The organism is Lysinibacillus sp. (assembly GCF_032093475.1).
GTDB lineage: Bacteria > Bacillota > Bacilli > Bacillales_A > Planococcaceae > Lysinibacillus > Lysinibacillus irui.
This window is the reverse complement of sequence record NZ_DAMDAY010000020.1, coordinates 16,626-43,508: the sequence shown is the minus strand read 5'-3', so window position 1 is coordinate 43,508 and position 26,883 is coordinate 16,626. Positions and strand designations below refer to the sequence as shown.

Genomic DNA, 26,883 nt, shown 5'->3' with positions numbered 1-26,883 from the left:
TTTTCGTAAACGAATTCACCTAGATTATCGACTGTACAAGAAATATTGGCTTTGTTTAATTCTTTAATCGATTGCACAACTTCAGGTAAGCTTGTACCTGCAACAACACTTTGAGCACCCATTTTTAGCCCATATTTTTGTGCAGCACTATTTAATAATTTGTTCTCTGATAAGTAAATGAAAAAATCACGTAATACCATCATATGCCTCCAAAATTGAAAATTTTAAATTCTTGGCGATTATAACACTTTTTCTGAAAAGTAAAATGGTTTGATCTTTAGAAAAAATTTTTTTAAAGGGAGGAGAATGGGCTAAAAGTATTGTGGTGATTGACTTTTTATATGCTAAATATACAAATAAAAAAATTTTTTTCAAAAAAAAGGACTTTTCAAAATAATAGATTTGCATTATGTTGGTAAGTATATGTGTAAAATGATATTATTGTAATTTTCGGAAATTTAATTAAGTTGGTTTTTGGCACTAACTATTATTTTGACATAATTTTATGTGAAGAAGAATAGTGGATATCTTAGAAGAAATTCTTGGATATCCACTTTGTATTTATCGATGTAAACAGCATATAAATATTAGTTTATAGTAAAAAAAGGAGGGTGTATTCTTAGTAAATAGTGTATAATTATGGTTAAATTATGAACAAATTGTTAAAAATAGTTACTTTTGATTTAGAATAGTGTGTCTATCATACAGAAGATATATGATTACTCTAAACTAAGATAAGGTGGAAAGTATGCCGAGAGGGAGAAAATTTAATTCAAATGGTGAACGAAGCAAACAACTATTACTTGAAAAAGCGATAGAGCTTTTTTCCGATAAAGGTTATCATCATACAAAAATTAGTGACATTGTAAAGGCAGCTAATGTAACACAGCCAACCTTTTATTTGTATTTTAAAAGTAAGGATGCACTTTATAACGATTTGAATACACAATTTCAAAGTGGATTTTTTGACGTGATGAATAATAAGTCAGCAGAAATTGTTGAAAATGGATTGCAGGGCTTTGTCGCTTTGCTAGAGCAAAAGTTAGTAAACCTATTTGTTTACATCGTTGAAAATCCGAAATTAACGAAAATAGGTTTTATTGAATCGGAGCAATCAAGCTTAGTGAAAATCCAATTGACACAGCAATTGATCCATCTTATTTATCTTCATGATTGCGACAAAGATTTGCAGCTGTGTAATGTGGATATCAAAATAATGATTGATAGTTTAGTAGGTTCAATAGAAAGATTAATAGTAACCAATTTATTAGAACATAAAAGATTACCTGCTGAACTAGCGAATGACATTGTCCAATTATATTTTTGGAAAACAAAAGAAGTGGTATAAAAAATCCTCTCATCGATATTTGCTATCGCTGAGAGGATTTATTTATTTATTTATTTTTATATGCTGATAGTAGCCTTTTTGTACTTTGCTATGTGTATTTGGATGAATAAGTAGCATATATTCTTGGTCTGGTGATAACGGCTTTGTTGGTGTAACAATAAGTGTTTGCCCCTCAACTTTAGCAGTTGCCGAAACTTCATTAGCCCCTAAAGCAACAAGCTGAACACGACCCTTAGCAATTTGCGATGAGACTGGTAACGAAACTTTTACCGTTATTTTTTCTTTATTTGCGACGTTCTTCACAGTAGAGAGTTTTTTATATTTTGGATATTGCTCCTTTATTGCATCAAAATGTGCTTGAAAAATGGGAGCGGTTGTCGTTTGAATATTTGGTTTGACACCTACTTCATGAATAGTCTGACGAGCAGGTCCTGTGAATCTACCGACAGTTAGCTTTAGGTAGCTTCCATCATGAAGCGTATAAAAGCCCTGCATAGCACCTTTACCATATGTTGTTTCACCGTATAAAATAGCGGCTTTTTGGTCTTTTAATGATGCAGAAAGCATTTCCGAAGCACTAGCACTATAACGGTTGACTAAAATACGTGTATTTGCTGGGAACTTCGTATCTTGCTGAACTGCTGGGATTGTATAGGAGTCATGTGCTTCCTCCAACAAATAAGCTACTTTTGCAGATGGGAATAGTCCTGTCATTTCTTCCGCTGTTGTCACGTAGCCGCCACCATTATTTTGTAAATCCAAGATGAACGATTTAGCACCAAGCTGTTTTAGGTCAGTAAGAGCTTTTTTGACGAGCTGTGCACCATCTTCAGAGAATGAAGACATTGCTATATAGCCAACATTACCAAACAGTAATTCAGAGTGTACATTTGGTAATGTAAACTGTTTACGGGTAATCGTTTTAATCGATGTCGTTTCATTACTATGTTTCAAAGTAACATTCACCTTAGTACCTTCATCACCGATTAAGAGGGAAGAGGCTTCCTGCGTAGAGCGCCCCGCTATGGTCTCGCCATTTATACCGATAATGATATCTCCTGCCTGAACACCTGCCTCAAAGGCACCGCTGCCTTCAATGACTTGTAAAATATGAATGCCATCTTCATGTTCTTCAATCACTACACCAATCCCAATCGTTGATAGATTGATACTGTTCATGTAATCTTCAAATTCTTTTTTTGTAAAATAAGTTGAATAGGGATCGAGCATATCGATGATTTCTTTGATGGATGTGGCATTCTCTAAATCTCCATTGATTGTCCCCACATACGTATTACGAATAATTTCCTTCATTTCTTTGACTAGCTGTGGTTCATTACTAGCAGCGTGAGTAGTCGCGAATGGTAAGAGGAAAAAGCTTAAAACAAAGACAAAAGACCATATTAATTTTTTCATAGGACACCTCTTTTCTAGAGCTCAATCTTTAAATGCACCATTCTACTAAGGTGTAAGCAGATGGATACATTTAACAATTGACTATCTGATTTTTATTATACATCAAGCGAAGTTGATATGGGGGCTTTAATAAACAGAAAAAATCTGCTTCCTACTAAACAGGAAGCAGATTGAGAGGACTACTTTTTGAAAAGCTTATGAATAATAAAACCAATGAATGCACCGATAATCGCTGGCAATAACCATCCTAGATTTTGCTCATAGAGCGGCAATGCTTTAAGCACATTTTCATATGGTTCGATTGTAATTTTCATTTGCTTGAAGCCATCGTATAGACTGACAAAGAAAGTTGGAATAAGCGCTAAAATATAAACAACTTGTCCACCTTTAAAGAAATGATCAGCTAACGATAACACCATCAATACCATAGCTAATGGATAAATGATTAACAGGACAGGTAGAGATGCACTAATAATTGTTGAAAGTCCAACATTTGTAATGGCTGCACTTAAAATAGTGAATACAATTAAAAATGTTTTATATGAAATTTTAGGGAACAGCTTATGAAAATATTGTGCATTGGCCGTCAGTAAACCGACTGCTGTTGAAATACATGCTAGTAAAATAGTCGCAGACAAAATAATACTTCCAAAACTACCGAAGAGCACTTCAGCAGATTTTGCAATAATATCTCCACCATTTGTGGAGGAACCAATTGCCTGAATACTTGTGTTACCGATATGGCTAAGTGAGACATAAACAAATGATAAGCCGATAGCAGCAACGACACCTGCAAAAATCGTCGTATTGACTTGCTTTTTCGTATCTTTCATTCCCATATCACGCAATGCTTGTAAAATAACGATACCGAAAACAAGTGCACTTAGTACGTCCATTGTTAAGTAACCTTGTACAAAGCCTTCTGCAAAAGGAGACCCAATATATTTTCCTACAGCTTCTCCTGGCTCGCCCATTGGAGAGATAAAACTTTTAACAGCTAGTAATAAAATAACAAGAAGCAATGCGGGTGTTAGGATTTTTCCTACTCGGTCGACAAGCTTCGAAGGATTAATAGATAAGTAAAGAATTAAAGCAAAAAACAAAATAGATGTGATGAATAGGGGTGCCCAATGATCCTTCATAGCCTCAGGAAGAAATGGCACAATACCTATTTCATAGGACACGGAGCCAGTTCGTGGTACAGCGAAGAACGGCCCAATGGCTAAATAGACAATTGATGTAAAGATCACTCCAAATGCAGGGCTGACGCGATTGGCTAACAGTTGTAAATCGCCCCCTGCTTTTGCGACAGCAACAATTGCTAGTAATGGTAAACCAACACCTGTAATTAGAAAGCCGATCATGGCTATCGTAATGTTCTCGCCGGCTTGTTGACCTAATAACGGTGGAAAAATAATATTACCAGCACCCAAGAACAAGGCAAATAGTAGTAATCCTACTGCTAAATTTCCTTTGATGAAATGCAAGATGTTTTTCATAAGTATAAAAACTCCTTTAAGATTGAAAAGATAAAACTTTCTAAAAATTTTAAATACAGAAGTGTATGTTATCATAGGAACGCTAATCTTGCAATGTATACATTATCGCAATATAGTCGGATTTCGTCGTATTTTATAGGTTTGCTAGAATGTTTGAAAAATAGTCAGTATTTCCGATTTTTCTTCAGGTAGTTATCTAGTATGATAGACACACAAGGAAATATTCTAGCACGAACGGAGGCACTTTGGAATGCAAAATACGAAAAAATGGAGAATTCTTGTTTTAAGCACTATTGCAACTTCATTTTTAGCACTACAACCAGCAGAAGCAGCAACATATACCGTACAAAAAGGAGATACTTTATCCAAAATCGCCCATAATCACCAAGTCACGATTGAGGATATCATGAAGTGGAATAATCTATCAAAAGATACGATTTATGTAGCACAAAAGCTAGAGATTCAAAAGCAAGCAACGAATGAGGGGAAAAAACCTTCAGCACCATCACCATCTGTGAAACCAACAGCTAGCTCTCATACTGTAGCGAAAGGTGACACATTATCAAAAATAGCAAAACAATATAATGTGACAATTAAGGATATCAGGGATTGGAACAAGCTTGAGTCAGACATCATCTATATTGGACAGGTGTTAAAAATTACTTCAGCAACAGTGAAACCCGACAGCAATCCTATACATAATAATGTAACTTCAGATGCGGGCACATCATCCAACGTAACAGCTAAAGACCCTACAGCAAATGGACAGGCGATTTATAAAAAAACAGTTGAAGTTGCCAATACATTGGTTGGCACTCCATATCTATACGGTGGTAATACACCAGTAGGGTTAGACTGTAGTGGCTTTATTTTTTATGCCTTTAATCAGGGGGGCTTAAAAATAGCAAGAGCAAGCAGTGAAGGATACTATAATGGCAATACAACGCATGTAGAAAATCCGGTACCTGGGGATTTAGTATTCTTCGAGAATACCTATAAAGAAGGAATTTCTCATATGGGCATTTATCTTGGCGATAATAAATTCATCCATGCGGGCACAGATGGGGTAGAAATTTCGGATGTGACATATTCGTACTGGTCTTCTAAGTTAGTAGGCTATAAACGTTTTGATGGCGTGAAATAAGAAAAGAAGCGATTTTTGCTTAGGCAAAGATCGCTTTTTTGTGAGTTCAATAAAACATAAAACCCCCTTCCAGTTAAGTTAGAAGGGGGTTACATGTTATTGTGTTACACGTGCTGTCCAACGAGAAAGGTCAGCATCTTTTGCATCAACAAGCTCGGCTGGGAAAATAAATGTCCAAGGCTTTGTTGAATTAGGTTGTACAGTTAAGATTGGATCCATTTTAAATGAACCCTTGGCAATTTGTTTGCCTGTAGCATCGATAATTTCTAATGGTAATTGTTCTAGATTAATCGCTTTATTGTGACCATTACGGATAAAAATAGAGACGTTTAAATTACCATTGTCAGCTAATTTAGCCTGTAAGCCTGTGAAGTTTACCTCTGTTTCACCTAGCTTTGGTAGTGTTTTTACAATTTTTTCAAGCTCTTCTTTTTGAGCTGCTGGTAGTTGTTTTTCCCATGATGGATCTAATTCTAATTGGTGACCACGAAGGGAAATAAGATTAAAGGCAATTTTCCAGCCATCTTCAGGTACTTCATCTACTTTAATTGAAGATTTTTCGAATTCAAAAACCCAAGGACGAGCACTTTCAGCAGGGATTGTGCCAAGTTCTTTAAAATCGAATTTTTTAGAAGCTACAAGCTCATCATTTTTATCCATGATGAAAAGTTCAATTTCACCTAGTTCAATCGCTTGTGGTAAAGAAGAACGGAAAAATGCACGCACTAGCCATTTTCCACCACGTGCTTCTTCAATACTAATAGAAGAAAGCGATAATTGATTTGGTTTCAATGGTTCTAGCTCATTAGCTAGGAAGTTAAAAATATATTTTTGCTCCTGAGGTACGTCCCATTCTGGGTGGAAGGACAGCTTTGTTTCAACATCACGGTTATCACCTTTATTTGTTGAAACATTTCCTAGTAAGTCCTTAGAGTCAATTGTGTTTTCTTGAACGACTTTGTCCGATTTTTTAAAGAATGAAAATAAGCCCATTATTGTTCCTCCTGTTGTGCCTCAACTGTTTTCATGAAGCCTGTAATTTCTATAATGATAGAACGGCGTAATTCTTGGAAATTCTTCCCGAATAATTCAAGCCCTTCTCGTTGGTAAATTCGCATTGGATCCTCTTGTTGATAATGACGTAAGCCAATACCTTCTTTTAAATGTGTCATGGCCTCTAAATGCTTGACCCAGCCACTATCGATGTAGCTAAGCATGATTTGAGGTAATACTTCCATGACTCTTTCGTTTTCAGCAAACCTCTCCATATGGTCGAGTAGTTCCTGTTCAGAAGGCTGAATATCAGCTAGGATTTGCTTTACTTTTCCTACTTCACGATCGATTGAAACAGGTGTAATGAACAGAGAGTTAAGAGCTTGCTCCATTTGATCATAATCCCACTCCATAGATGATACATCTTCTGGTGCAGCGTCATGCACAGCAAAATCAACAGTTTCACGCAGCATTTTTTTTAGCTCGCCCATCAAATCTTCACCAGCTAAAATTTTATCGCGTAGTCCATAAAGCACGGTACGTTGATCATTTATAACATCATCTAATTTTAAGTTATACTCTCGCATGCCATATTGTGAACCTTCAACAATACGCTGTGTACGGTCAATAAGCTCTTGAACCTCTTTATTTTGAATGATTCCATTTTCGTCTACGATCATTTTTGCAGAGAATTTTTCAACTTCTTCTTTTGCGTAACGACGGAACATATCATCTTCAATAGAGAGAATGAAGCGGCTTTCGCCTACGTCACCTTGACGACCAGAACGGCCTCGTAGCTGATTGTCCACACGACGGCTTTCATGCTTTTCTGTACCAATTACATATAAACCACCGAGTTCATGAACTTCTTCACCTAGCATAATATCTGTACCACGGCCAGCCATATTTGTCGCTACAGTAATACGACCTTTTTGTCCTGCCTGCGAAATAAGCTCAACTTCTTGCTCTACCGTTTTTGCATTCAGTAATTGGAATGTTAATTTTTCTTTTTTCAGATAGTCAGCCACTGTTTCAGACTGTAAAATCGATGTTGTACCAATTAGAATTGGCTGGCCTTTTTCATGACGTTTTTTAACTTCAGCAGCAACATATTTATATTTTGCTTCCTGTGTGCTAAAGATAATATCAGGTTGATCGATACGTTGTCGTGGACGGTTTGTTGGGATTTGCACAACTTCCATGCCGTACACTTCTCGGATTTCTTTTTCCTGTGTTTTCGCTGTACCCGTCATCCCGGAAAGCTTCGGATACATACGGAAATAGTTTTGAATCGTAATTTGCGCTTGTGATTTATTTTCATCTGTAATTGTTACGCCTTCCTTGGCTTCAATCGCTTGATGTAAGCCATCAGAAAGTGAACGGCCTTCTAAAATACGGCCTGTAAACATATCGACAAGTTCAATTTTATCTTCTTTTACAATGTAATCTACGTCGCGTTTGAACATAACGTGTGCACGAACAGCTTGGATTACATAATGGAAAAGTGTTTGATGTTCTAAGTCATAAAGATTGTCAATATTGAAGGCAGCCTCAACCTTTTCAATACCTTTATCTGTTAGGGAAGTAGCTTTCGTTTCTTCATCGAAATCGTAGTCTTCATCTTTCTTGAAACGTTTAGCTAACATAGCAGCAATGCGGTGTAATTCTTCGTTGGACGGCATTTTACCTGCGATAATTAACGGTGTTTTTGCTTCATCGATTAATACACTATCCACTTCATCAATAATGGCGAAGTGATAAGGACGTTGCACTTTATCTGCTAGGCTATAGGCCATATTGTCACGTAAATAATCGAAACCAAATTCAGTACCAACACCGTATGTAATATCTGCATTATAAGCTTCTTTTTTCGCATCAGCTTCCATCATCGGTACATTTAAACCAACAGTTAAGCCAAGAAAACGATGGATTTGACCGACTAGCTCATAGTCACGCTTTGCTAGGTAATCATTTACTGTGATGACATGAACACCTTTACCTTCTAATGCACGCACATAGGAGGGAAGGGAGGCAACTAGTGTTTTACCTTCACCTGTTGGCATTTCAGCAATATTACCTTCTGTTAATACAAGACCACCGATCAGCTGTACATCAAAATGACGCATTCCTAATACACGCTTTGAGGCTTCGCGTACAACAGCAAATGCGTCCGGGATGATAGATGTAATAGGCTCACCATGCTCTAATTGATCTTTGAAAATAAAAGTCATTTCTCGTAATTCGGCATCTGACTTGTTGACATATTTTTCTTCAAGATTGTTAATTTGATCTACTATTTTATAGTAGCGTTTTAATTGACGAGCACTTGTTTGCTCTTTGTTACTTTTGAAAATTGAGAACATGAAATATACGCTCCTTTAAAGTTGTCTAAATGCTAGACACTCCATTATTCTATCAAATTTTGCGAATGGTGACTACAATTGACTATATAGGAATCTATTAATGCTAAAATGTACAAAATATTTGTGAAATCGTGGAAAATGTTTAGAAAAAGTATATTTCAATGCTTGTTCATGCTATAATCAATGTGGATTTCAATGTAGATTATATTTTTTTGAGGAGGAGAGACATGCTTTACGTGTCTTTAATAGCAGCATTTGTTGCATCCATTTTGTTAACTCCATTAGTGAAACGTTTAGCGTTTAGAATAGGTGCAGTTGACGCACCAAACTATCGAAAAGTACATGCTCGAATTATGCCAAGACTTGGCGGTTTGGCGATTTTTCTTGCCTTTATCATCGGTGTGACGATATTATATTCGTTTTTAGTCGATACGAAACATGGTAGTAATGAAGCTTTATTAGCTATCATTATTGGTGCTTGTATCATCGTTGTTACAGGTGTTATTGATGATATGCGTGAGATTTCCGCTAAAGCAAAAATGCTTGGTCAGCTAATTGCTGCACTAATTGTTGTTTTTGTAGGCGGTATTGATATTGATATGGTTAATCTACCGTTTTTAGGTACATTAGACTTTGGTTTACTGAGTATCCCATTAACAATTATTTGGATCATCGGTATTACCAATGCCGTAAATTTAATTGATGGCTTAGACGGTTTAGCTGCAGGTGTTTCTACGATTGCACTTATTACTTTAGCTGTCATGGCATTTATTATGAGCAATGTATTTGTATTAGCGTTAGCAGCCATTTTAGCTGTAGCTTCACTTGGTTTCTTATTTTATAATTTCCACCCAGCAAAAATCTTTATGGGTGATACAGGGGCACTGTTCCTTGGATTTATGATTTCCGTGCTAGCATTACTTGGGTTTAAAAATGTTACATTCGTTTCGTTAATCATTCCAATTATTATTCTTGGTGTACCGATTTCTGATACATTCTTTGCGATTGTTCGTCGCGTACGTATGAAGAAAAAATGGTCTGATCCAGACAAATCACATTTACACCACCGTTTATTGGATATGGGCTTCACACATCGTCAAACGGTACTAATTATTTACGGTATCGCGATGATGTTTGGATTAGCAGCGATCATTTTCTCTATGGCAAAAGTTTGGGGCGCAATTTTACTAGTAGCTGTCATCCTAACAGCCATTGAAATCTTCGTTGAGATCATAGGGCTTGCTGGTAAAAACTATAAACCATTATTAAACTTTGTACGGATCTTTAGTAAATAAAATATATCAATCATACATATTGTGTGATTGCTCCGACCGTAGTCAAACTCAAAAATTTGAGAGTTTGACTACGGTTTTTTTATAGCCATGGCTCGAACTGTTTTTATCCAGGGTTTATGGATCCTGCTTTTCTATTATAGGATTGTTGCTCTAATTTTTTTACATAAACACCTTCTATTAAGTACGAAATTAAATCAATGGAGAAATGTTAACATTGATTAACTGGTACTCCAATCATGAGAGGGAAGATCCTGCGCAGTTTTTATGTATAGGAAATGAAAGGGGAGAGAAACTAAGTGAGCTAGTTTATTTGTGTTATGACAGGGTAAGAGAAAAGGGTAGCTAATTATCAAAGGATTGTAATACAAAAAGACCATAGACAAGAAAGTTTGTCTACGGTCTAAAAGTTTTATTGTTTATTCAATGATTGAATCATCATCACTAGCAGCACTATTTGTTCCTGTATTGCCACTTGTTAGGCTTGAGGATTGTTCATTTATGCCAAGATGGTTCTTGAAAATTTCTTTTACTTCTTCAACAGAATCCTGATTTAACTGGTAATAATAAATACCAGTAGACATATCGTCTGTACCGTCCAATGTTAAAGAGTCGATACGTGGTGCGCCTTTTGATAAATAAGATATGAAGGATTTCATTTCAGTGAATGTCATATCTGTTTTCATATTATTACCAAGAGCTTTGATCACATCATCATATTTTGTGATGCCATCAATAGAAGCGACTTTTTTAATAATCGCTGAAAGAATTTCTTGTTGACGTTTACCACGCTCGATATCGCTATCTTGCTTACGTGTTCTTGCGAGTGCAAGTGCTTGACTACCATCTAAATGCTGTAAGCCTGGTTGTAAGTTAATTGTATACTTATCGAATTCATCTAATTCATGTAAAGCATAAGGTACTTCTGCTTCAATACCGCCTAAAGCATCAACTACATCAATAAAAGCATTGAAATTCATACGTACATAGTAATTGATAGGAATATCAAATAGGTCTTCTACTGTTTCAATAGTAGTAAGTGTTCCACCCATTGCATGAGCATGAGTAATTTTATCTTTATAGCCTACTTTAGGAATATAAACGTAAGAATCACGAGGAATGCTTAACATTTTAATTGTATGGGTTTTATTATTTAGTGTAGCTAAAACGAGTGCATCGGAACGTGAATGATCCGAACCTTGTCCACGATTATCACTATCATCAACCCCGACAAATAAAATAGATACATTATCATGTACCGGTTCTACTTTTTCTACACTTTGCTTAGAAACCTCTCGACCTTCTAATTCCTCATAAGCTGAGTCTGCGGCATGCTCTACCTGTTTTGTAAGGTAAACAGCATAAGCCGTTACACAAATTACCAAGCTGGCAACTAATAGTAGTGTAACTTTTATAATTAATGAAGCTTTAGAAGACCTCTTTTTGTTCGGACTTACAGATCTTTTTTTCATAATAGATATATTCTCCTCTAATTATTGGGAATAATAATGCGATAAAGCTAAATTTTATTCAATTACTAAGAAGTAAACATGTGGTCAATAAAAATAGCCTAACAAAAAAATTATACTATGCGTATTTAATTTCGACAATTAAAACTAATCATTTGACAATAAATTCTACAAATTGAGCATCTTCGAATGTGATGGCTGCTTGTCCATTTGTCATTTCTGTTATCCAACTTCGGAACTGTTCTTCTTCCTCTTTTAGGACAGAAACTATGATTTCTACACCCTCTAAATAGCGAATTTCCTCTAACGTATAGGACGAACCTCTTATTTCATTTTCTACTTTTCCGAGCCAAGTGTAATCAATGCCAACATTCAGGAAATGATGAAGTTTGCGTTCAACCACCTGGGCAGCTATAAGACCTTCAGTTGTTGCTTTTCCATAAGCGCGAATAAGGCCACCGCCACCTAATTTAATTCCTCCAAAATAGCGAGTCACGACGACGACAGTATCTTTTAAGCCTTGTTTTTTTAAGACCTCTAACATAGGGACGCCAGCCGTACCACTAGGTTCCCCGTCATCATTCGCTTTTTGAATATGATCATGCTCTCCAATAATATAGGCTGAGCAATTATGAGTTGCATTATGATGCAATTTTTTTATACGATCTATAAAAGAAATTGCATCCTCTTCCGTTTCTGCACGTTCTATATAAGTGAGAAAGCGGGATTTTGAAATGACAATTTCGCTTTCACCATAACCTTTTACTGTTAAATAGTTTTCTCTCATCCGTATCAATCTCCTTTTAACTAGAGTTCTATTCTATAATTTTCGTGAAGAAAAAGCATTAAATTTTAGCATGGTAATGCTATAATAGGTGTAGACTATGGAATATATGAATTTGGTCTATTAAAATAGTAAGTAATCATAAGACATTAGACTGGGGAGTATACTATGTTTTCAAATGATACCTTCGATTTAAAGTCGCTTGATGACATTTTTAATCGAATGTTAGATACAATAATGAGCTCGAAGGACGATATCTTTATTATAAGTGAACAGAGCCGAAGAAGCTTTGAAGATATGCAAAAAGAGCTAGAAATTGTTCGAAAACAAATATCAATCGTCATTGATGAAGGCGATGCTTTGGAAAAAAGTACGCAGCTTGCTAAGCAACGACTTGTATTAGTGAGTAAAGCTTTTGATAATTATACCGAAGAACAAGTTAGAGAAGCATATGAAACTGCACATGATTTTCAAGTAAAGCTCTCCGTTATGAGAACACAAGAAAAGCAGCTACGCGATAAAAGAGATGATCTAGAGAGAAGATTAAGAGGGTTACTCGATACGATTGAACGAGCTGATCATATTGTCAATCAGGTAAATGTCGTTTTGAATTACTTAACTTCTGATTTAAAAAATGTTGGTTTAGCGCTTGAACAAGCAAAAATGAAGCAAGATTTTGGCATACGAATTATTGCAGCTCAAGAAGAGGAGCGTAAGCGTTTATCGCGAGAAATTCACGATGGACCTGCTCAAATGCTTGCAAATGTACTAATGCGCACTGATTTAATAGATAGAACGTACCGTGAAAAAGGTATTGAAAATGCATTGGCTGAAATGGCCGATTTAAAGAAAACGGTGCGGAATGCTTTATCAGAGGTGCGACGTATTATTTATGATCTACGACCAATGGCACTTGATGATTTGGGAATTGTTCCGACATTAAAGAAGTATTTATCGACAGTGACTGAATACAATCCTGGTGTTGAAATTCATTTCCAATCGAGAAGTACAGAAAAACGTATACCTTCAAATTATGAAGTATCCATTTTCCGATTAGTACAAGAATGTGTAACAAATGCCATGAAGCATGGAAAGTGTAAAGACATTTGGGTAAAGCTTGAATGGTTAAAGGATGCAGTCAATGTTGTTGTAAAAGATGACGGCATAGGCTTTGACCCACAAGTAGTGAAAGATCATTCCTTTGGGATTTTAGGAATGAAAGAACGTATTGAAATTTTAAATGGTACAATTACCATTACGAGTGAAATCAATCGAGGGACAACGGTGTTATTTAAAATACCGTTAGAAGTAGAATGATGTAACTGTTGCAGAAATTTAGGGGGTAAAGACAAATGACAAAGATTATTATTGTAGACGATCACCAGCTATTCCGCGAAGGAGTAAAACGTATTTTAGACTTTGAAGATACGTTTGATGTAGTAGCTGAAGGTGACGATGGTACAGACGTGGTTACGTTATATGCTGAAAACGAACCAGATGTTGTACTTATGGATATTAACATGCCAGGCAAAAATGGTGTAGAAGCAACATCGGAGTTAATCAGTGAATTCCCAGATGCAAAAGTGATTATGCTGTCCATTCACGATGATGAAACATATGTGACACATGCTTTAAAATCAGGTGCACTTGGTTATATGTTAAAAGAGATGGATGCAGATGAAATCGTTGAGGCGATTAAAGTCGTTGCCAATGGTGGCTCTTACTTACATCCAAAAGTAACGAAAAACCTAGTAGCAGAATTTAAACGACTATCAGAGCACGAAAATAAAGGAAACTTCCACCAAACAGAAATTCGTCGTCCATTCCATTTACTAACGAAACGTGAATGTGAAGTTTTACAGCTGTTAACAGATGGACAATCTAACCGTACAATTGGTGAGACATTATTTATCTCTGAAAAAACAGTTAAAAACCACGTATCAAGTATTCTACAAAAAATGAATGTGAATGACCGTACACAAGCTGTTGTAACAGCCATTAAAAATGGTTGGGTTGAAGTACGATAATTGCAAAAACTGTTTTTAAAAGCTACTTTATTATGAAGTAGTTTTTAAAACAGTTTTTTATTGTTTTATGGTAATTATTTGTATAGCAGTTACTCTTGGAATAGCGAGTCATTCACAATTTTGTAACATCGTAAAAGGTGCATTTAACAAGAAAACTAACAGACCATGCAACATTTTACAGCCTAATGCGTCATAAGGAAGATGTAGCACCTAAATGTTGAAAATGCACAACAAAATTCCTACGACAGCATTTATATGCTACAATATGCGCGGGAGGTTTTTTGATGTTAAAGAAAAGTTTTCTAGCAGTTTTAATCTTATTAGTGTTAACTGCCTGTGGTAATAAAGATGAGAAAATGAGTGACGAAGAACGAGAAAAAGTAATAGATGATGGTACAGTAGGCTTTGAGATGATGGGTGGTAACGTAGAAAAAGCTGAAAACGTACCAGCAGCAGATGAAAAAGCTATATTAGCATCTTTTGATGAGTATATTGCAGCGTTGAACGCTGAAGAAATTGATCGTTATATGAAGACCATTTCGAAAAATCCAAAAGGTTTTAAATACGATGAAGAAAAAACATATGCATCAGAAGTATTTGAGCAATTTGATATTAAGCGTGATGTAGAAAACGTAACGATTGCTAAATATGAACCAGAAGAGGCTCAAGTGTTTGCCAATATGAAAATGCACTCTCTTCAACTTGAGACAAATGTCGAGCATGAAAGTGCAGGACGTCAAGTAACCGTCTTTGTGAAAGAAGACAACGATTGGAAAGTAACAAGTGTCTTTTATATTGGTGATGACTCACAATCAAGTACAGGCAATTAACAGGAGCTATCTTCATTCAACCTAATTGAGTGAAGATAAGCCTACTATACATAAAAAATGAATGTGAAATGGAAGCTGCTTACTAGCACCATTCTGAATGGCAAAAAACGTGAACGTCATTCATTTCACATTCATTTCTTTTTGTTTTCATTTAGTGTAACGACACAACAACAATTGCAGCGAGAAGGAATAGATTGTAAACTAAGAATCATAGGAGAGTGGACTTAGATGAGGACGGCAATCGTAACAGATAGTACTGCATATATTACGGCTGAGGAACGTGCATGCTTAAACATTCATATGATTCCTTTAAGCGTTAATATCTCAGGTCAATTATTTGCAGAAGAAGTAGATATCACAGCATCTGAATTTTATGATAAGGTGCGTGGTGCAAAGGAATTTCCGAAAACAACACAGCCTCCAATCGGAGAATTTGTCGCTCTCTTTGATGAGCTGGCGAAAGAATATGACGAGGTTATTTCCATTCATTTATCGAGCGGTATTAGTGGAACATATCAAGGTGCAATACAAGCAGGTGAAATGGTAGAAGGTATTAAGGTTCATGCCTTTGACAGTGAAATATCCTGTGCGGTTCAAGGCTTCTATGTTTTAAAAGCAGCTGAAATGGCGAAAGAGGGCTATTCAGCAAAAGATATCCTTGCAGCATTAGCGGACATGCAGCAATATATTCGTGCTTACTTCATTGTAGACGACTTAGCGCATTTACAACGTGGTGGACGTTTATCTGCAGCAGCAGCTTTAATCGGAGGTCTTTTACAAGTGAAGCCAGTCTTGCATTTTGTGGACAAGGTCATTGTACCTTTCGAAAAAATTCGAACGCGTAAAAAGGCATTAAAGCGAGTTGAAGAACTGCTAGCAGAGGATGCGAAAAAGTATGATGCACTGGATGCGGTGGTCATTCACGGTAATTGCCAAGCAGAGGCACAAGAATGGCTTGAACAATTAGCGAAAACGTACCCACATGTAAACTTTAAACTAAGCTATTTCGGTCCGGTCATCGGAACACATTTAGGTGAAGGATCTTTAGGCTTAGGCTGGACAAAAAAATAATTTGAATTGAATGAGTCTCTACTGCAAAAGTAGAGGCTTTTTTCTATGAAGGGAGAAAGATTAATGAGATATAAAGGCTGGATAGTACCGCCCGCAATGCGTGATTTCCATGAAGGTCGCATTTGGCTGAAGAATCATGCTCCATTTTCAAAAGATGATATGGATAAAGCAATCAATCATAAATACTTCTGTTTAATAGAAGGAATTCAAATGAAGCCAGTTATAAAATGCAATCGTTGCCATAATACAAATCGACAATTATTCACGATATTTGATTGTTCAAAGTGTCAGCAACCATGTATTTATTGTCGGCATTGTATCAAGATGGGGAGGGTAAGTAGCTGTACACAATTAATGGTTTGGACAGGTCCTAAGGCGATAAAGACGAGCAACCATATCTTACAATGGACAGGACAATTTACTACATTACAAGAACAGGCTGCAAATGAAGCATTAGCAAGTGTGCAAGCACAACGCTCGCATCTAATCCATGCGGTTTGCGGCGCTGGTAAAACGGAGCTGCTATTTCCTATGGTTCATGATGCCTTAAAGCGTGGTTTGCGTGTTTGTATTGCAACACCACGCACAGATGTTGTACTAGAGCTCTATCCACGCTTTCAGCAAGTTTTTCCTAAAACTATCATTCATGCATTATATGGAGGTGCATCCAAGCAAGCTGGTTATGCTCAGCTTGTCATTGCGACGACCCATCAGCTCTACCGATTTGAACAAGCATTTGATGTCATGATTGTAGATGAGGCAGATGCTTTTCCTTATACATTTGATGAAACATTGCAAAGAGCGGTTGAAAAAGCGAAAAGAAATGATGCTCCCATTGTATATGTCACTGCAACCCCTGCACAAAAGTTACTTCAGTCTTTTCACAAAGAAAGCTACTCTTTTATCCCAAAGCGCTATCACAATTACCCATTACCAGTCCCTCAATTTCATGCTTTGTGGGGCTATGAAAAAAGCTTTAATAGAGGTAAGATTCCTAAGAAGCTTAAACAATGGACAGAGGAGCGTTTGAGTCGAAATGAACCATTTTTAATATTTTTCCCGACAATTAGTTTAATGAAGATAGCAGCACCACTTTTTCAATTAATAAATGAACATATACTTGCTGTGCATGCAGAGGATTCGGAGCGTAAAGAGAAAGTGGTGAAACTGCGAAATAAAGAAGTGCCAGGATTATTAACGACAACTATTTTAGAAAGAGGCATTACGATCAGCAATGTCCAGGTGGCTGTTATTGGGGCTGAAACCCCCGTTTTTACAGCTAGTGCACTTATTCAAATCGCAGGCCGTGTCGGACGAAATATTCAATTTCCTGATGGGGACGTCCTATACTTTCATCACGGTATTACGACAGAGATGGACGAGGCGCGTGCAAAAATTCTTTTTTATAATAAGAAAGGATTTTTCAATGAATAAAATAGAAACGCGTTGTTTAATATGCTCTCAATCGTTAAACACCATTATTTCCTGGAAAACACTTTTAATAAAGCAATTTTTACCGACAATATGTGAAAGGTGTAACTCTCACTTTCAACGCTCAAACTCCTCTACCGCACTCTACCAATACAATGATCACATGAAAGATTTCTTACACCAGTTTAAATTTCTACAAGATGTAGCCCTCGCAAAAGTATTTCGTCAGGAGCTATATACTCGCTTTAAGAAAGAAAAGGCGACTTTTATTCCAATTCCCGTGCATCCCCTCAAACAACAGGAACGCACCTTTTCGCATACAGAGGAACTATTGAAGGCTGCTCATGTCCCATATATTCAGCTACTAGAAAAGACTACTACCGAGACACAAAGCTCTAAAAATAGAGAACAACGGTTACATGCGGCACCACTTTTTCGCTTGATGACGGATGTACACGTGGAGCATAAAGATTATCTTCTATTTGACGATATAAAAACTACAGGAACGACTTTACAGCATGCTGCAGATGTGTTAAAACAAGCAGGTGCTAAAAATGTCCAATACTTCACATTAATTGAAGGTTAAAAATACCAAAGTGTAATGTATAATAAATAACATTCATAGATAAGAAATGTTGTAAGAGGAGGAAAATAGATGGCAGAGGTTCGTAATTGTCCAAAATGTAATGAATTTTTCAATTATACAGGGGTCCGAGAGGTTTGTCATAAATGTGCACAATCAGAGGAAGAACTGTATCAAATCGTCTACCGCTTCTTACGTAAACGAGAAAACCGTGCAGCAACAGTTGAACGCATTGTGGAAGCAACAGGAGCAGAAGAAGAGCTATTATACAGATGGGTTCGCAAAGGTCGTTTGCAGCCAGCCATGTTCCCTAACCTTGGCTATCCATGTGATAACTGTGGTCACCTGACAACGAAAGGCAAGCTTTGTACGAAATGTCAGGATGAATTAAAGGCCGATTTGCGTACATTTGAAGCGGCAAAGGAATTCCGTGAAAGTGTAGAGCAACGTGATCGTGTCACGTATCACTCAGAGCGAAAACGTTAATAACTGGAATTGTGTGTTAATTTTAAACAAAATTAGCACACTTTTTTATATGTGAAAACTTAACATTATGTGAGACAATCCGAAATAATAGTAAGATAAGATTTTTAGATAGGAGGTTTCGATATGAAAATTACATCTTATGGAATTAATGCGGTGAACGCCTATAAAAACCAAGTGCGCAATGTAAAATCAGATACAAACAAAGCTTCTTTTGCAGATAAAATTGAAATTTCAAAGGCAGCGCAGGAATTGCAAGGAGTTTCAACCTACAGTACAGAACGAGCTGACCGCGTACAGCAATTGAAAAAAGACATTGAATCTGGTGAATACAAAGTAGATGCTCGTAAAGTAGCGGAGGATATGCTGAAATATTATCGTTTCTAGGGAATAGCAGAAAGGGTGTATAGCGATATGTCTGTAGAAGCGATTAGTTCTACACTAACGATGCTAGAGAGAATGCATAAAAGCTTACTTGAACTAGCCTATAAAAAAACAGAAATCATCAAAGCTGGCGATATCGAAGCTCTAGACCAATTGCTCAAGGATGAGCAGGCACACGTAGCAGCCATCGATAAGCTCGAGCAACAGCGTCAGAAACAGGTAACGGACTACCTTGAAGCAAAGGGACTTGCTTCAACTGACAAAACAACTGTAGCAGATGTCATCGAGGCTGCTGAACAACAAGCTGACAAAGCAACACTATCAGCAGTTCGCGAACGCTTAATACAAATCATCAAAGACCTACGAAAACAAAATGATCTAAATCAAAAACTCGTTTTCCAATCTCTACAAGTCGTCAACCTAACACTAGACGCCGTAAGACCTCGCACAGAGCAAATGAATTACTCTAGCAATGAGGTCCGCGGCACAAACAATATAGCTAAAAAATCATATTTCGATTCACAAGCATAACAAGGGAGGAAGAAACATGCGCTCAACATTTATGGGCCTAGAAGCAAGCAAACGCGGCCTCTTCGTACAACAAACAGCTTTATACACAACAGGACACAATATCTCGAACGCTAACACGCTAGGTTACTCTCGCCAACGAGTAAATATGCAAGCAACTCAAGGTTTTCCAACGCCAGGTTTGAATTCGCCTTATTTTCCTGGTCATCTTGGGACAGGTGTGGAAGCAGGTTCAATTCAACGTATTCGCGACGAATTTGTTGACAGACAATACCGTCAGGAAACGAATAAGTTAGGCTATTGGGAGTCTCGTTCAAATGCAATTACACAAATGGAAGATATAATGGACGAACCTTCTCAATTTGGCTTAAATGCAGCATTGGAACAATTTTGGAAGGGGCTTCAAGATGTTAGCACAAACCCAGAACAGAGTTCGTCTCGAACAGTAGCAATTGAACGTGCTAGTCATTTAGCAGAATCCTTTAATTACATAGATACACAATTGAAGCGGATTCAAGGGAACTTGGGAAATGAAATAAAAGTAGCAACAGAACGTATTAATTCCATTTTGAAGCAAATTGCAGCGATTAATAAGCAAGTACAAGAAGTAGAGCCGAATGGACTCGTTCCAAATGATTTATATGATCAGCGTGATACATTAATTGACGAATTAAATGAGTACATCCCTGTATCAATTAAAAATGTGAAATCAGGCGGTTTGGCAAGTGATGTTGCTGAAGGAAGCGTCACAATAATATTTAAACCATTTGGTACGACTACTGAAATTAAGCTAGTCGATGGAAAAGACTTTGCGAGCATTGCAGTCAATAGTGGTACAACTCAAATTGATGGCAATAACTTAACAAATTTATTCGATAACATGACAATAACGGGATCAGGAATGACGGATTCAGGGGTTGTTACATATGACCAATTGGAGCCAGGCAAAGGCAGCCTACTTTCGCTTATTGATTCCTATGGACATGATGCAAATAAAGGTTATTATCCTGAAACAATCGCTAAATTAGATAAATTAGCAGCAGAATTTGCCAAAGTATTTAATGCTATGCATGCAGAAGGATTTGATTTATCAGGTGCTGCCGGTATCCCTGATTTCTTTACAACAGATTCTAGCGGTCCAATAACGGCAGGAAATATAAAAGTAAATGATGACCTTATTGCAGATTCCTCCAAGCTGGCAGCTTCCTCCCAAGCAAATGAGGAAGGTAACGGTAAATGGGCAATTGAACTAGCGAATCTTCAATCCATGGTTCAAAATGGCGGAACAGTTACAATATTGGGGAAAACGATAACAACAAGTGACCTAGATGGGGCAACATTTAACTCGTTCTATCAAGGAATGATAGGAAAATTAGGAACAGATGGTGAAGAGGCTTATCGTTTAAATAAAACTTCAGAAACTTTGTTAATATCAATTTCTAACAATCGTGCGTCAGTAAGCTCGGTTTCTTTAGATGAAGAAATGACAAATATGATTACATTTCAACAAGCATACAATGCGAATGCACGTATGATTACAGTTGTTGATGAAACATTAGATAAAATCATCAATGGAATGGGTCGAGTAGGATTATAAAAAAACTAGAAAGGAGTTTTTACAAAAATGCGCGTAACGCAATCTATGTTATCCAATAACATGCTTCTAAACTTAAACCGTAGCTATGGCAAAATGTCCAAGCTTCAAGACCAAATTAACTCTGGATCGAAAATTACTAGACCTTCAGATGACCCGGTAATTGCAGTAAAAGGAATGGGCTATCGTCGAGACTTAGGTCAAGTAGAACAATATACACGTAATATGAATGAAGTGAATAACTGGTTGGATACGACTGATGAGTCACTTAACCAAGTTGGTGAACAAATGAAGCGTGTTCGAGAACTTGTAATTCAGGCAGCGAATGATACAAATACTCCAGAAGAACGCGAAAAAGTTAAAATGGAGATTGATCAAATTCGTAAACAAATTCAGGATGTAGGCAATACAAAAATAGCAGATCGCTTTATTTTTAGTGGTACAAATACGCAACAACCTTTATTTGAAAATGGGGTTATTGACCCAACAAAAGTAAATTCAGAATCAGTTGTTATTGAGGTCTATGATGGGATTCAAATGAATGTAAATACTCCAGGTGTTGGTCTCTTCCAAGATGTTGATAAAATGATGGAGAAAATTTCAGGTTTATTAGATCCAAATCGTGCTGGTGGTCCTGCTACAGGGGAAGAAATCGGTAATGCCCTAGGAGGCGTAGCTGATCAAAGTACAGGGGACGATATTACGGCAATGCATAATCGCATTTTAGAGGCTCAAGCAGATGTTGGAGCTCGTCAAAATCGAGTCGAGCTCATGGAAAATCGTCTCTCAATCCGTGAAATAAGTGTTACTAAGCAACTATCCAATAACGAGGATGTTGATTATGCAAAGGCAATTACAGAGATGGTTACAAGTGAATCTATTCATCAAGCTGCATTATCAGTAGGTGCTAAAATCATTCAACAAACATTAGTAGATTTTATTAGATAGTAGAGTAGCTATATGTGAAAATATCCAATTTTTAAAGGCGTTTGGACAATTTGTTCAGACGCTTTTCTTGAAAGGAGAGATATAGATGAGACTTCCACAAATTCAAATTCATACAACAGATGCAAAACTAGAACTTGAAATTAGCAAACCGCGACAGCATATTGAACAGCCAAAAGCTACCCAAACGATTGAACAGCCAGCAGCTATATTGGAGATTCGTACATCTAGAGGCATATTGCAAATCGACTCCTCTCAAGCAAGACGAGATATAGGAATGATTGGTCCTTTGGAATCGAGTGCAAACTATGCAGAAGAAGGTAAGCAAGGAGCGCTTGAAGGAATGGCACGTAGAGCAAGAGAGGGACGTCAATTAATGGAGAATGCGGGAAAAGGGCAAGGACGTGCTACAATTCAAAATATCGCAAAACAAAACCACGGTCCTCATCGTGTGCCATTCAATATTAAATTTGTTCCTTCTGTAGGTTCTGTTAAAATCGACTATACACCTGGTACTACGGACATTAATATTGAAAAAAGAGAACCTATAATTGACGCAAAGGTGAACAAACCTATTCATGACTACACACCTGGCAAAGTAATTAGTACAATGGTACAAAGACCAGATGTTAATATCGACGTCATTATTTAAAGGAGTAAAAAAGAATGAGAATAGCTACTAAATTTTTAGGAGAAATTGAAATTGTAGAACAAGATATTCTAACATTTGAACAAGGTTTATTAGGCTTGGAGGATTACAAAAAATTTGTGTTACTACCTATCGATGAAAGTCTCCCATTAGTATTACTTCAATCAGTTGATCAAATGGAAGTAGGCTTTGTAGTAGCTTATCCTTTTGCCTTCAAAAAAGATTATAGCTTTGATATTAGTGACGAGGATCGAAAACAGTTACAAATTGAAAAAGAAGAGGATGCGCTTACATATACAATTGTGACAATGAAGGAAACGTTGCAGGACTCTACCATTAATTTGTTAGCTCCATTAATTATTAATTTGGATAAAAAACTAGGGAAACAAATTATCCTCCAAGATAATAAGACCTATCCACTACGCTACCCAATGCAAACATTGGAAGGAAGTGCGAAATAATGTTAGTGCTCTCACGTAAAAAAGATGAGTCTATTATGATAGGAGACCAAATAGAAATAAAAATATTAGCAGTGGAAGGGGAACAAATTAAAATTGGCATTGTTGCCCCAAAAACAGTGAAAGTACATCGCTCCGAAGTTTTTAAAGCTATCCAGGCACAGAATCGAGAAGCTTTAACAGCATCTTCAAGTTTTTTAGAGCAACTTAAGAAAAAATAAAAAATACACACTTTAGCTAGTATTTTCAATCAATAATCTATTACATAAAAAATAAAAAAACTTTTAAAAAACTATTAAACATTTTCAACTAATTACGATATATAGATTGTAAGGGTCAGGAAGTACATACTACCTAATCCGATATTCCACACGGATGTGGAATGACAAAACAAACATTCAAGGAGGAATTCCAAATGAGAATTCAACACAACATTTCAGCTTTAAACACACACCGTAACCTTTCTTTCAACAACACTGAAGCTTCTAAAAATCTTGAGAAGTTATCTTCAGGTTACAAAATCAACCGTGCTGGCGATGATGCTGCTGGTTTAGCAATCTCTGAAAAAATGCGCGGACAAATCCGTGGTCTTGACATGGCGTCTAAAAACGCTCAAGACTCAGTATCTTTAATCCAAACTGCTGAGGGTGCTTTAAACGAAACTCACGCTATCCTACAACGTATGCGTGAATTAGCAGTACAATCTTCAAACGATACAAACGTAACTTCTGACCGTGAAGCATTACAATTAGAAATTAACTCTTTATCAGAAGAAATTTCTCGTATTGCAAATAACACAGAGTTCAATACGCAAAAATTATTAAACGGTTCATTTAATGCTGGTACAGCTATTACAAACCCAGCTTCTGCAACGGCTTCTACTGGTAAAGTATTCCATATTGGTGCGAACTCAGGTCAATCAATTAACTTAAGCATCATGACAATGACTGCAACAGCTTTAGGTGTAAACGCATTAACTAATGGTGCTGCGATAACATCGTTAACTGCTGCAGGTTCAATTGGTGCTGGTATTAATATCACTACACAAACTGGTGCGGATAATTCGATTTCTATTATTGACTCTGCATTAAAACGTGTTTCTGAAACTCGCGCATCTTTAGGTGCTGTTCAAAACCGTTTAGAGCACACAATTAACAACTTAGGTGCTACATCTGAAAACTTAACTGCTGCTGAATCACGTATCCGTGATACAGATATGGCAAAAGAGATGATGGGCTTCACGAAGAACAACATCTTAATGCAAGCTGCACAATCTATGCTAGCGCAAGCTAACCAACAACCACAAGGCGTACTACAACTATTACGTTAATAGAGCCTAAAAAAACGCAAAGGAGTACTCCTTTGCGTTTTTTTACGTTTAATATACTAGCGATTCATAGGGAACGTAAAATAAATTTGTTTCAATTTGTATTTTTATATGTTCATTGATGTTATCGTGTAAATAATTAGTATGTAATGTCGATATATAAGGGGGAGTGATTTATATGGAAGCGCAATATGTGGTTGAGTTTATCGAAGGTAAACAAAATACCCCTACACTAAAAATTAATAATCTTTACATACATAGTAAGTATAGACCAATTGAAGAAGCCCAAAAAATAGCAATGTCTACCTTTGAAAAACATTATACATTTATAGTATTTGGATATGGGTTAGGCTATATAGTTGATGAATTATTAAACTTAACTACAAAAGAGTCCATTATTGTAATAGATCCTCTATTAAAGAATGGGCAACTTAAGGCGGAGGAGAGGCATTTAAAACACGATCGGGTTTATTTTTGGAGTAAAGAAGACGGTCAAACATTATTGTACTTAATAGATCGAGTTTCTTTAGGTATTAAAACAATGGTTAAAACAATAGTAACACCAAACTATAATAAACTATTCATTGAAACATACAAAGAAGTATTGAATGATGTTCGTAATTATTTAGTAAGGACTACTGTAAACATTAACACAATAAGTGTTTGTGCGGAGCGCTGGCAAAAAAATTTATCGTTGAATTTATTAAATATTCTAGGTGATTCTACACTTGCGAATTTAGAAAAAGTATATAATTGCCCTGTTATTATTGCTTCAGGAGGACCTTCTCTTAATAAGCAGTTACCGCTACTAAAAAAAATAAGGGATAAGGTTATCATCATTGCAGCAGGTACAACAATTAACTCTTTGTTAAAATTCGGTATTGAACCTCATTATGTTGTTTCTATTGATGGTTCAGAGATTAATTATACTAGCTTTAAAAATTTAGAGTTAGGCAATACTACGCTACTGTATTCACCATTTAATCATTGGGCAATTCGTCCGCTATTTAAACATGGATATAGTTTTACATCTACGATTTATAACTCTATTGCAAGTTATATATACAAAACGATAGACAAAGATATGCCACAAATAATTGGTGGAGGTACTGTAGCTCATTTTGCTTTTAGCATAGCACAGGTTATTACGTCAGGTCCGATTGCATTTATTGGGCAAGATTTAGCATTTACTAATAATGTGTCACATGCAGATGCCAATCAAGGTAAAAGAACATTAGAAGAGGTAGCATCTGATAAAAGAACGCTTTTTGAAATAGATGGTTATAACGAAGAAAAAGTGATTACAGATGGTCCGTTTTTAAGCATGAAGCAAACATTTGAAGAAATGGGTAGATTATTTTCAGCAAATGGTATTGAATTTTATAATTGTACAGAAGGAGGAGCGAAAATACAAGGCTTTAAGCAATTAGCGTTTCAGAAGTTCATTAATCAATTTGTGAAAGAGGATATTACTGTTATTGTAAGTAATTCAATATATAACATTCCAAATTATGAGTTAATTAATAGCCAACTTCAAAAGGAGCTAGAGTTATCTGATTTAGTGATAAAAGTTGCTGAAAAAGGCATAGAAACACTAAATTTAAATTCTTCTAATACTTATTTTTCACAAAATATATTAGAAGAATTAGACAAAATTGATGTAGAACTTATGGATTTAATTAAAGAAGTTCAAATGGATTTCTTATTACAACCTATATTATTAAAGCTGGATGGTGCATTTTTAGAGAAGAAAGACGAAACTCCCGAAGAAGCGTTTATTAGGTCTTATAATCAAAGTTTATTCTTTTATAAGGAAATATTAGATATTGTTGATAAATCTATCGAAAATATTAAAGAAACATTAGAAATAGTAACCGATAAGGAGAAATTAGATGAGTTCTATCGTAAATGATGTAATTGAAAGTTTTAATGAGTATCTAGAGAAGATTCCAAATGGCTGTAATTATATTGAAGAAAAGTTTCGTATAGATAATATTAAAGAAGGGCTCGATGCGATTAAAGATTTTAGTGAAGGCATGCTTTGGTTAGTGGAAGCAACTGAGTTATTACAACAAAATAATGTAAAGGTTGAGTTTAATATAAATGATATCATTGATTTTTTAAATGAAATTAATGAAGCATTAATTAATGAAGATATGTATTTAGTTGCAGATTTATTTCTTTATGAAATTAAACCATATTTTGGAAATATAAAGCCGATAACGGTCTAAAGTGAAAATTAATAGTACTAACAATAAAGATATC

Annotated in this window: 26 protein-coding genes and 1 pseudogene; 20 read left to right on the top strand and 7 right to left on the bottom strand. The window is 36.2% G+C overall.

Translation table 11 applies throughout. The features are described 5' to 3' along the window. Positions 1–200 (bottom strand): annotated as a pseudogene (locus RT445_RS06935) (proline dehydrogenase family protein); the annotation flags it as partial. Positions 201–748: 548 nt separating this feature from the next. Here RT445_RS06935 and RT445_RS06930 point away from each other — a divergent pair. Then, positions 749–1,348 carry a TetR/AcrR family transcriptional regulator gene (locus RT445_RS06930; RefSeq protein WP_313470204.1) on the top strand — a complete coding sequence of 200 codons (600 nt, stop codon included), beginning with the start codon at positions 749–751 and terminating at the stop codon, positions 1,346–1,348. Positions 1,349–1,390: 42 nt separating this feature from the next. Here RT445_RS06930 and RT445_RS06925 read toward each other — a convergent pair whose 3' ends face one another. Together RT445_RS06925 and brnQ are read right to left on the bottom strand one after the other, a co-directional pair. After that, on the bottom strand, positions 1,391–2,764 hold the full coding sequence (locus RT445_RS06925; protein WP_274795602.1) for a S41 family peptidase: 1,374 nt from the start codon (positions 2,762–2,764) through the stop codon (positions 1,391–1,393). Between the two features lie 179 nt (positions 2,765–2,943). Next, positions 2,944–4,263 (bottom strand): branched-chain amino acid transport system II carrier protein, encoded by a 1,320-nt coding sequence (brnQ, locus tag RT445_RS06920; RefSeq protein WP_313470202.1) that lies wholly within the window; start codon positions 4,261–4,263, stop codon positions 2,944–2,946. 250 nt (positions 4,264–4,513) lie between these two features. Between brnQ and RT445_RS06915 the strand changes: the two genes are divergently transcribed. Then, the gene (locus RT445_RS06915; RefSeq protein ID WP_274795604.1) at positions 4,514–5,407 is read left to right on the top strand and encodes a C40 family peptidase; all 894 of its coding nucleotides are present in this window, start codon (positions 4,514–4,516) and stop codon (positions 5,405–5,407) included. Positions 5,408–5,503: 96 nt separating this feature from the next. On the opposite strand, the gene RT445_RS06910 is transcribed toward RT445_RS06915, so the two are convergent. After that, positions 5,504–6,400 (bottom strand): accessory Sec system S-layer assembly protein, encoded by an 897-nt coding sequence (locus RT445_RS06910; protein WP_274795605.1) that lies wholly within the window; start codon positions 6,398–6,400, stop codon positions 5,504–5,506. After that, the gene (secA2, locus tag RT445_RS06905; protein WP_313470199.1) at positions 6,400–8,763 is read right to left on the bottom strand and encodes an accessory Sec system translocase SecA2; all 2,364 of its coding nucleotides are present in this window, start codon (positions 8,761–8,763) and stop codon (positions 6,400–6,402) included. Before secA2 ends, RT445_RS06910 begins: the two co-directional genes overlap by 1 nt. Positions 8,764–8,990: 227 nt before the next feature. On the opposite strand from secA2, the gene RT445_RS06900 reads away from it, so the two are divergent. Continuing rightward, positions 8,991–10,058 (top strand): glycosyltransferase family 4 protein, encoded by a 1,068-nt coding sequence (locus RT445_RS06900; RefSeq protein ID WP_312504916.1) that lies wholly within the window; start codon positions 8,991–8,993, stop codon positions 10,056–10,058. Between the two features lie 416 nt (positions 10,059–10,474). On the opposite strand, the gene RT445_RS06895 is transcribed toward RT445_RS06900, so the two are convergent. Together RT445_RS06895 and RT445_RS06890 are read right to left on the bottom strand one after the other, a co-directional pair. Beyond that, a complete protein-coding gene (locus tag RT445_RS06895) occupies positions 10,475–11,527 on the bottom strand; it encodes an LCP family protein (RefSeq protein ID WP_312504914.1) in 1,053 nt (350 codons plus the stop codon). Between the two features lie 148 nt (positions 11,528–11,675). After that, positions 11,676–12,311 carry a YigZ family protein gene (locus RT445_RS06890; RefSeq protein ID WP_274795609.1) on the bottom strand — a complete coding sequence of 212 codons (636 nt, stop codon included), beginning with the start codon at positions 12,309–12,311 and terminating at the stop codon, positions 11,676–11,678. Positions 12,312–12,476: 165 nt separating this feature from the next. Between RT445_RS06890 and RT445_RS06885 the strand changes: the two genes are divergently transcribed. The 17 genes from RT445_RS06885 to RT445_RS06805 all read left to right on the top strand — a co-directional run bounded on the left by RT445_RS06885 (position 12,477) and on the right by RT445_RS06805 (position 26,849). Continuing rightward, positions 12,477–13,625, top strand: a complete 1,149-nt coding sequence (locus RT445_RS06885; RefSeq protein ID WP_274795610.1) for a sensor histidine kinase — start codon at positions 12,477–12,479, stop codon at positions 13,623–13,625. Positions 13,626–13,660: 35 nt separating this feature from the next. Continuing rightward, a complete protein-coding gene (locus RT445_RS06880; RefSeq protein WP_274795611.1) occupies positions 13,661–14,335 on the top strand; it encodes a response regulator transcription factor in 675 nt (224 codons plus the stop codon). 284 nt (positions 14,336–14,619) lie between these two features. Beyond that, a complete protein-coding gene (locus tag RT445_RS06875) occupies positions 14,620–15,165 on the top strand; it encodes a nuclear transport factor 2 family protein (protein WP_312504913.1) in 546 nt (181 codons plus the stop codon). A gap of 228 nt (positions 15,166–15,393) precedes the next feature. Beyond that, complete coding sequence (locus RT445_RS06870) at positions 15,394–16,236, top strand: DegV family protein (protein ID WP_312504912.1); 843 nt, start codon at positions 15,394–15,396, stop codon at positions 16,234–16,236. A 45-nt stretch (positions 16,237–16,281) separates the two neighbouring features. After that, entirely contained in the window at positions 16,282–17,670 is a 1,389-nt protein-coding gene (locus RT445_RS06865) for an ATP-dependent helicase ComFA (protein ID WP_312504910.1), read from the top strand. Between the two features lie 160 nt (positions 17,671–17,830). Then, the gene (locus tag RT445_RS06860; RefSeq protein ID WP_312504908.1) at positions 17,831–18,253 is read left to right on the top strand and encodes a ComF family protein; all 423 of its coding nucleotides are present in this window, start codon (positions 17,831–17,833) and stop codon (positions 18,251–18,253) included. Between the two features lie 69 nt (positions 18,254–18,322). Beyond that, positions 18,323–18,736: a TIGR03826 family flagellar region protein gene (locus RT445_RS06855; RefSeq protein ID WP_274795618.1), complete on the top strand. Its 414-nt coding sequence runs from the start codon at positions 18,323–18,325 to the stop codon at positions 18,734–18,736. Positions 18,737–18,859: 123 nt separating this feature from the next. After that, positions 18,860–19,120 (top strand): flagellar biosynthesis anti-sigma factor FlgM, encoded by a 261-nt coding sequence (flgM, locus tag RT445_RS06850; protein ID WP_274795619.1) that lies wholly within the window; start codon positions 18,860–18,862, stop codon positions 19,118–19,120. Positions 19,121–19,147: 27 nt separating this feature from the next. Then, positions 19,148–19,648 (top strand): flagellar protein FlgN, encoded by a 501-nt coding sequence (locus RT445_RS06845; RefSeq protein WP_312504905.1) that lies wholly within the window; start codon positions 19,148–19,150, stop codon positions 19,646–19,648. A gap of 16 nt (positions 19,649–19,664) precedes the next feature. Beyond that, positions 19,665–21,242: a flagellar hook-associated protein FlgK gene (gene flgK, locus RT445_RS06840; RefSeq protein ID WP_312504903.1), complete on the top strand. Its 1,578-nt coding sequence runs from the start codon at positions 19,665–19,667 to the stop codon at positions 21,240–21,242. 27 nt (positions 21,243–21,269) lie between these two features. Then, positions 21,270–22,187 (top strand): flagellar hook-associated protein FlgL, encoded by a 918-nt coding sequence (gene flgL, locus RT445_RS06835; protein WP_312504902.1) that lies wholly within the window; start codon positions 21,270–21,272, stop codon positions 22,185–22,187. 85 nt (positions 22,188–22,272) lie between these two features. Continuing rightward, a complete protein-coding gene (locus tag RT445_RS06830) occupies positions 22,273–22,836 on the top strand; it encodes a DUF6470 family protein (RefSeq protein WP_312504901.1) in 564 nt (187 codons plus the stop codon). Between the two features lie 14 nt (positions 22,837–22,850). Further along, on the top strand, positions 22,851–23,294 hold the full coding sequence (gene fliW, locus RT445_RS06825; RefSeq protein ID WP_312504900.1) for a flagellar assembly protein FliW: 444 nt from the start codon (positions 22,851–22,853) through the stop codon (positions 23,292–23,294). After that, a complete protein-coding gene (csrA, locus tag RT445_RS06820; protein ID WP_312504897.1) occupies positions 23,294–23,512 on the top strand; it encodes a carbon storage regulator CsrA in 219 nt (72 codons plus the stop codon). The genes fliW and csrA overlap by 1 nt, the downstream gene beginning before the upstream one ends. A gap of 194 nt (positions 23,513–23,706) precedes the next feature. Further along, positions 23,707–24,621, top strand: a complete 915-nt coding sequence (hag, locus tag RT445_RS06815; RefSeq protein ID WP_312504895.1) for a flagellin Hag — start codon at positions 23,707–23,709, stop codon at positions 24,619–24,621. Between the two features lie 175 nt (positions 24,622–24,796). Beyond that, complete coding sequence (locus RT445_RS06810; protein WP_312504893.1) at positions 24,797–26,530, top strand: motility associated factor glycosyltransferase family protein; 1,734 nt, start codon at positions 24,797–24,799, stop codon at positions 26,528–26,530. Further along, on the top strand, positions 26,511–26,849 hold the full coding sequence (locus RT445_RS06805; RefSeq protein WP_312504892.1) for a DUF8042 domain-containing protein: 339 nt from the start codon (positions 26,511–26,513) through the stop codon (positions 26,847–26,849). The genes RT445_RS06810 and RT445_RS06805 overlap by 20 nt, the downstream gene beginning before the upstream one ends. Positions 26,850–26,883 lie beyond the last annotated feature (34 nt).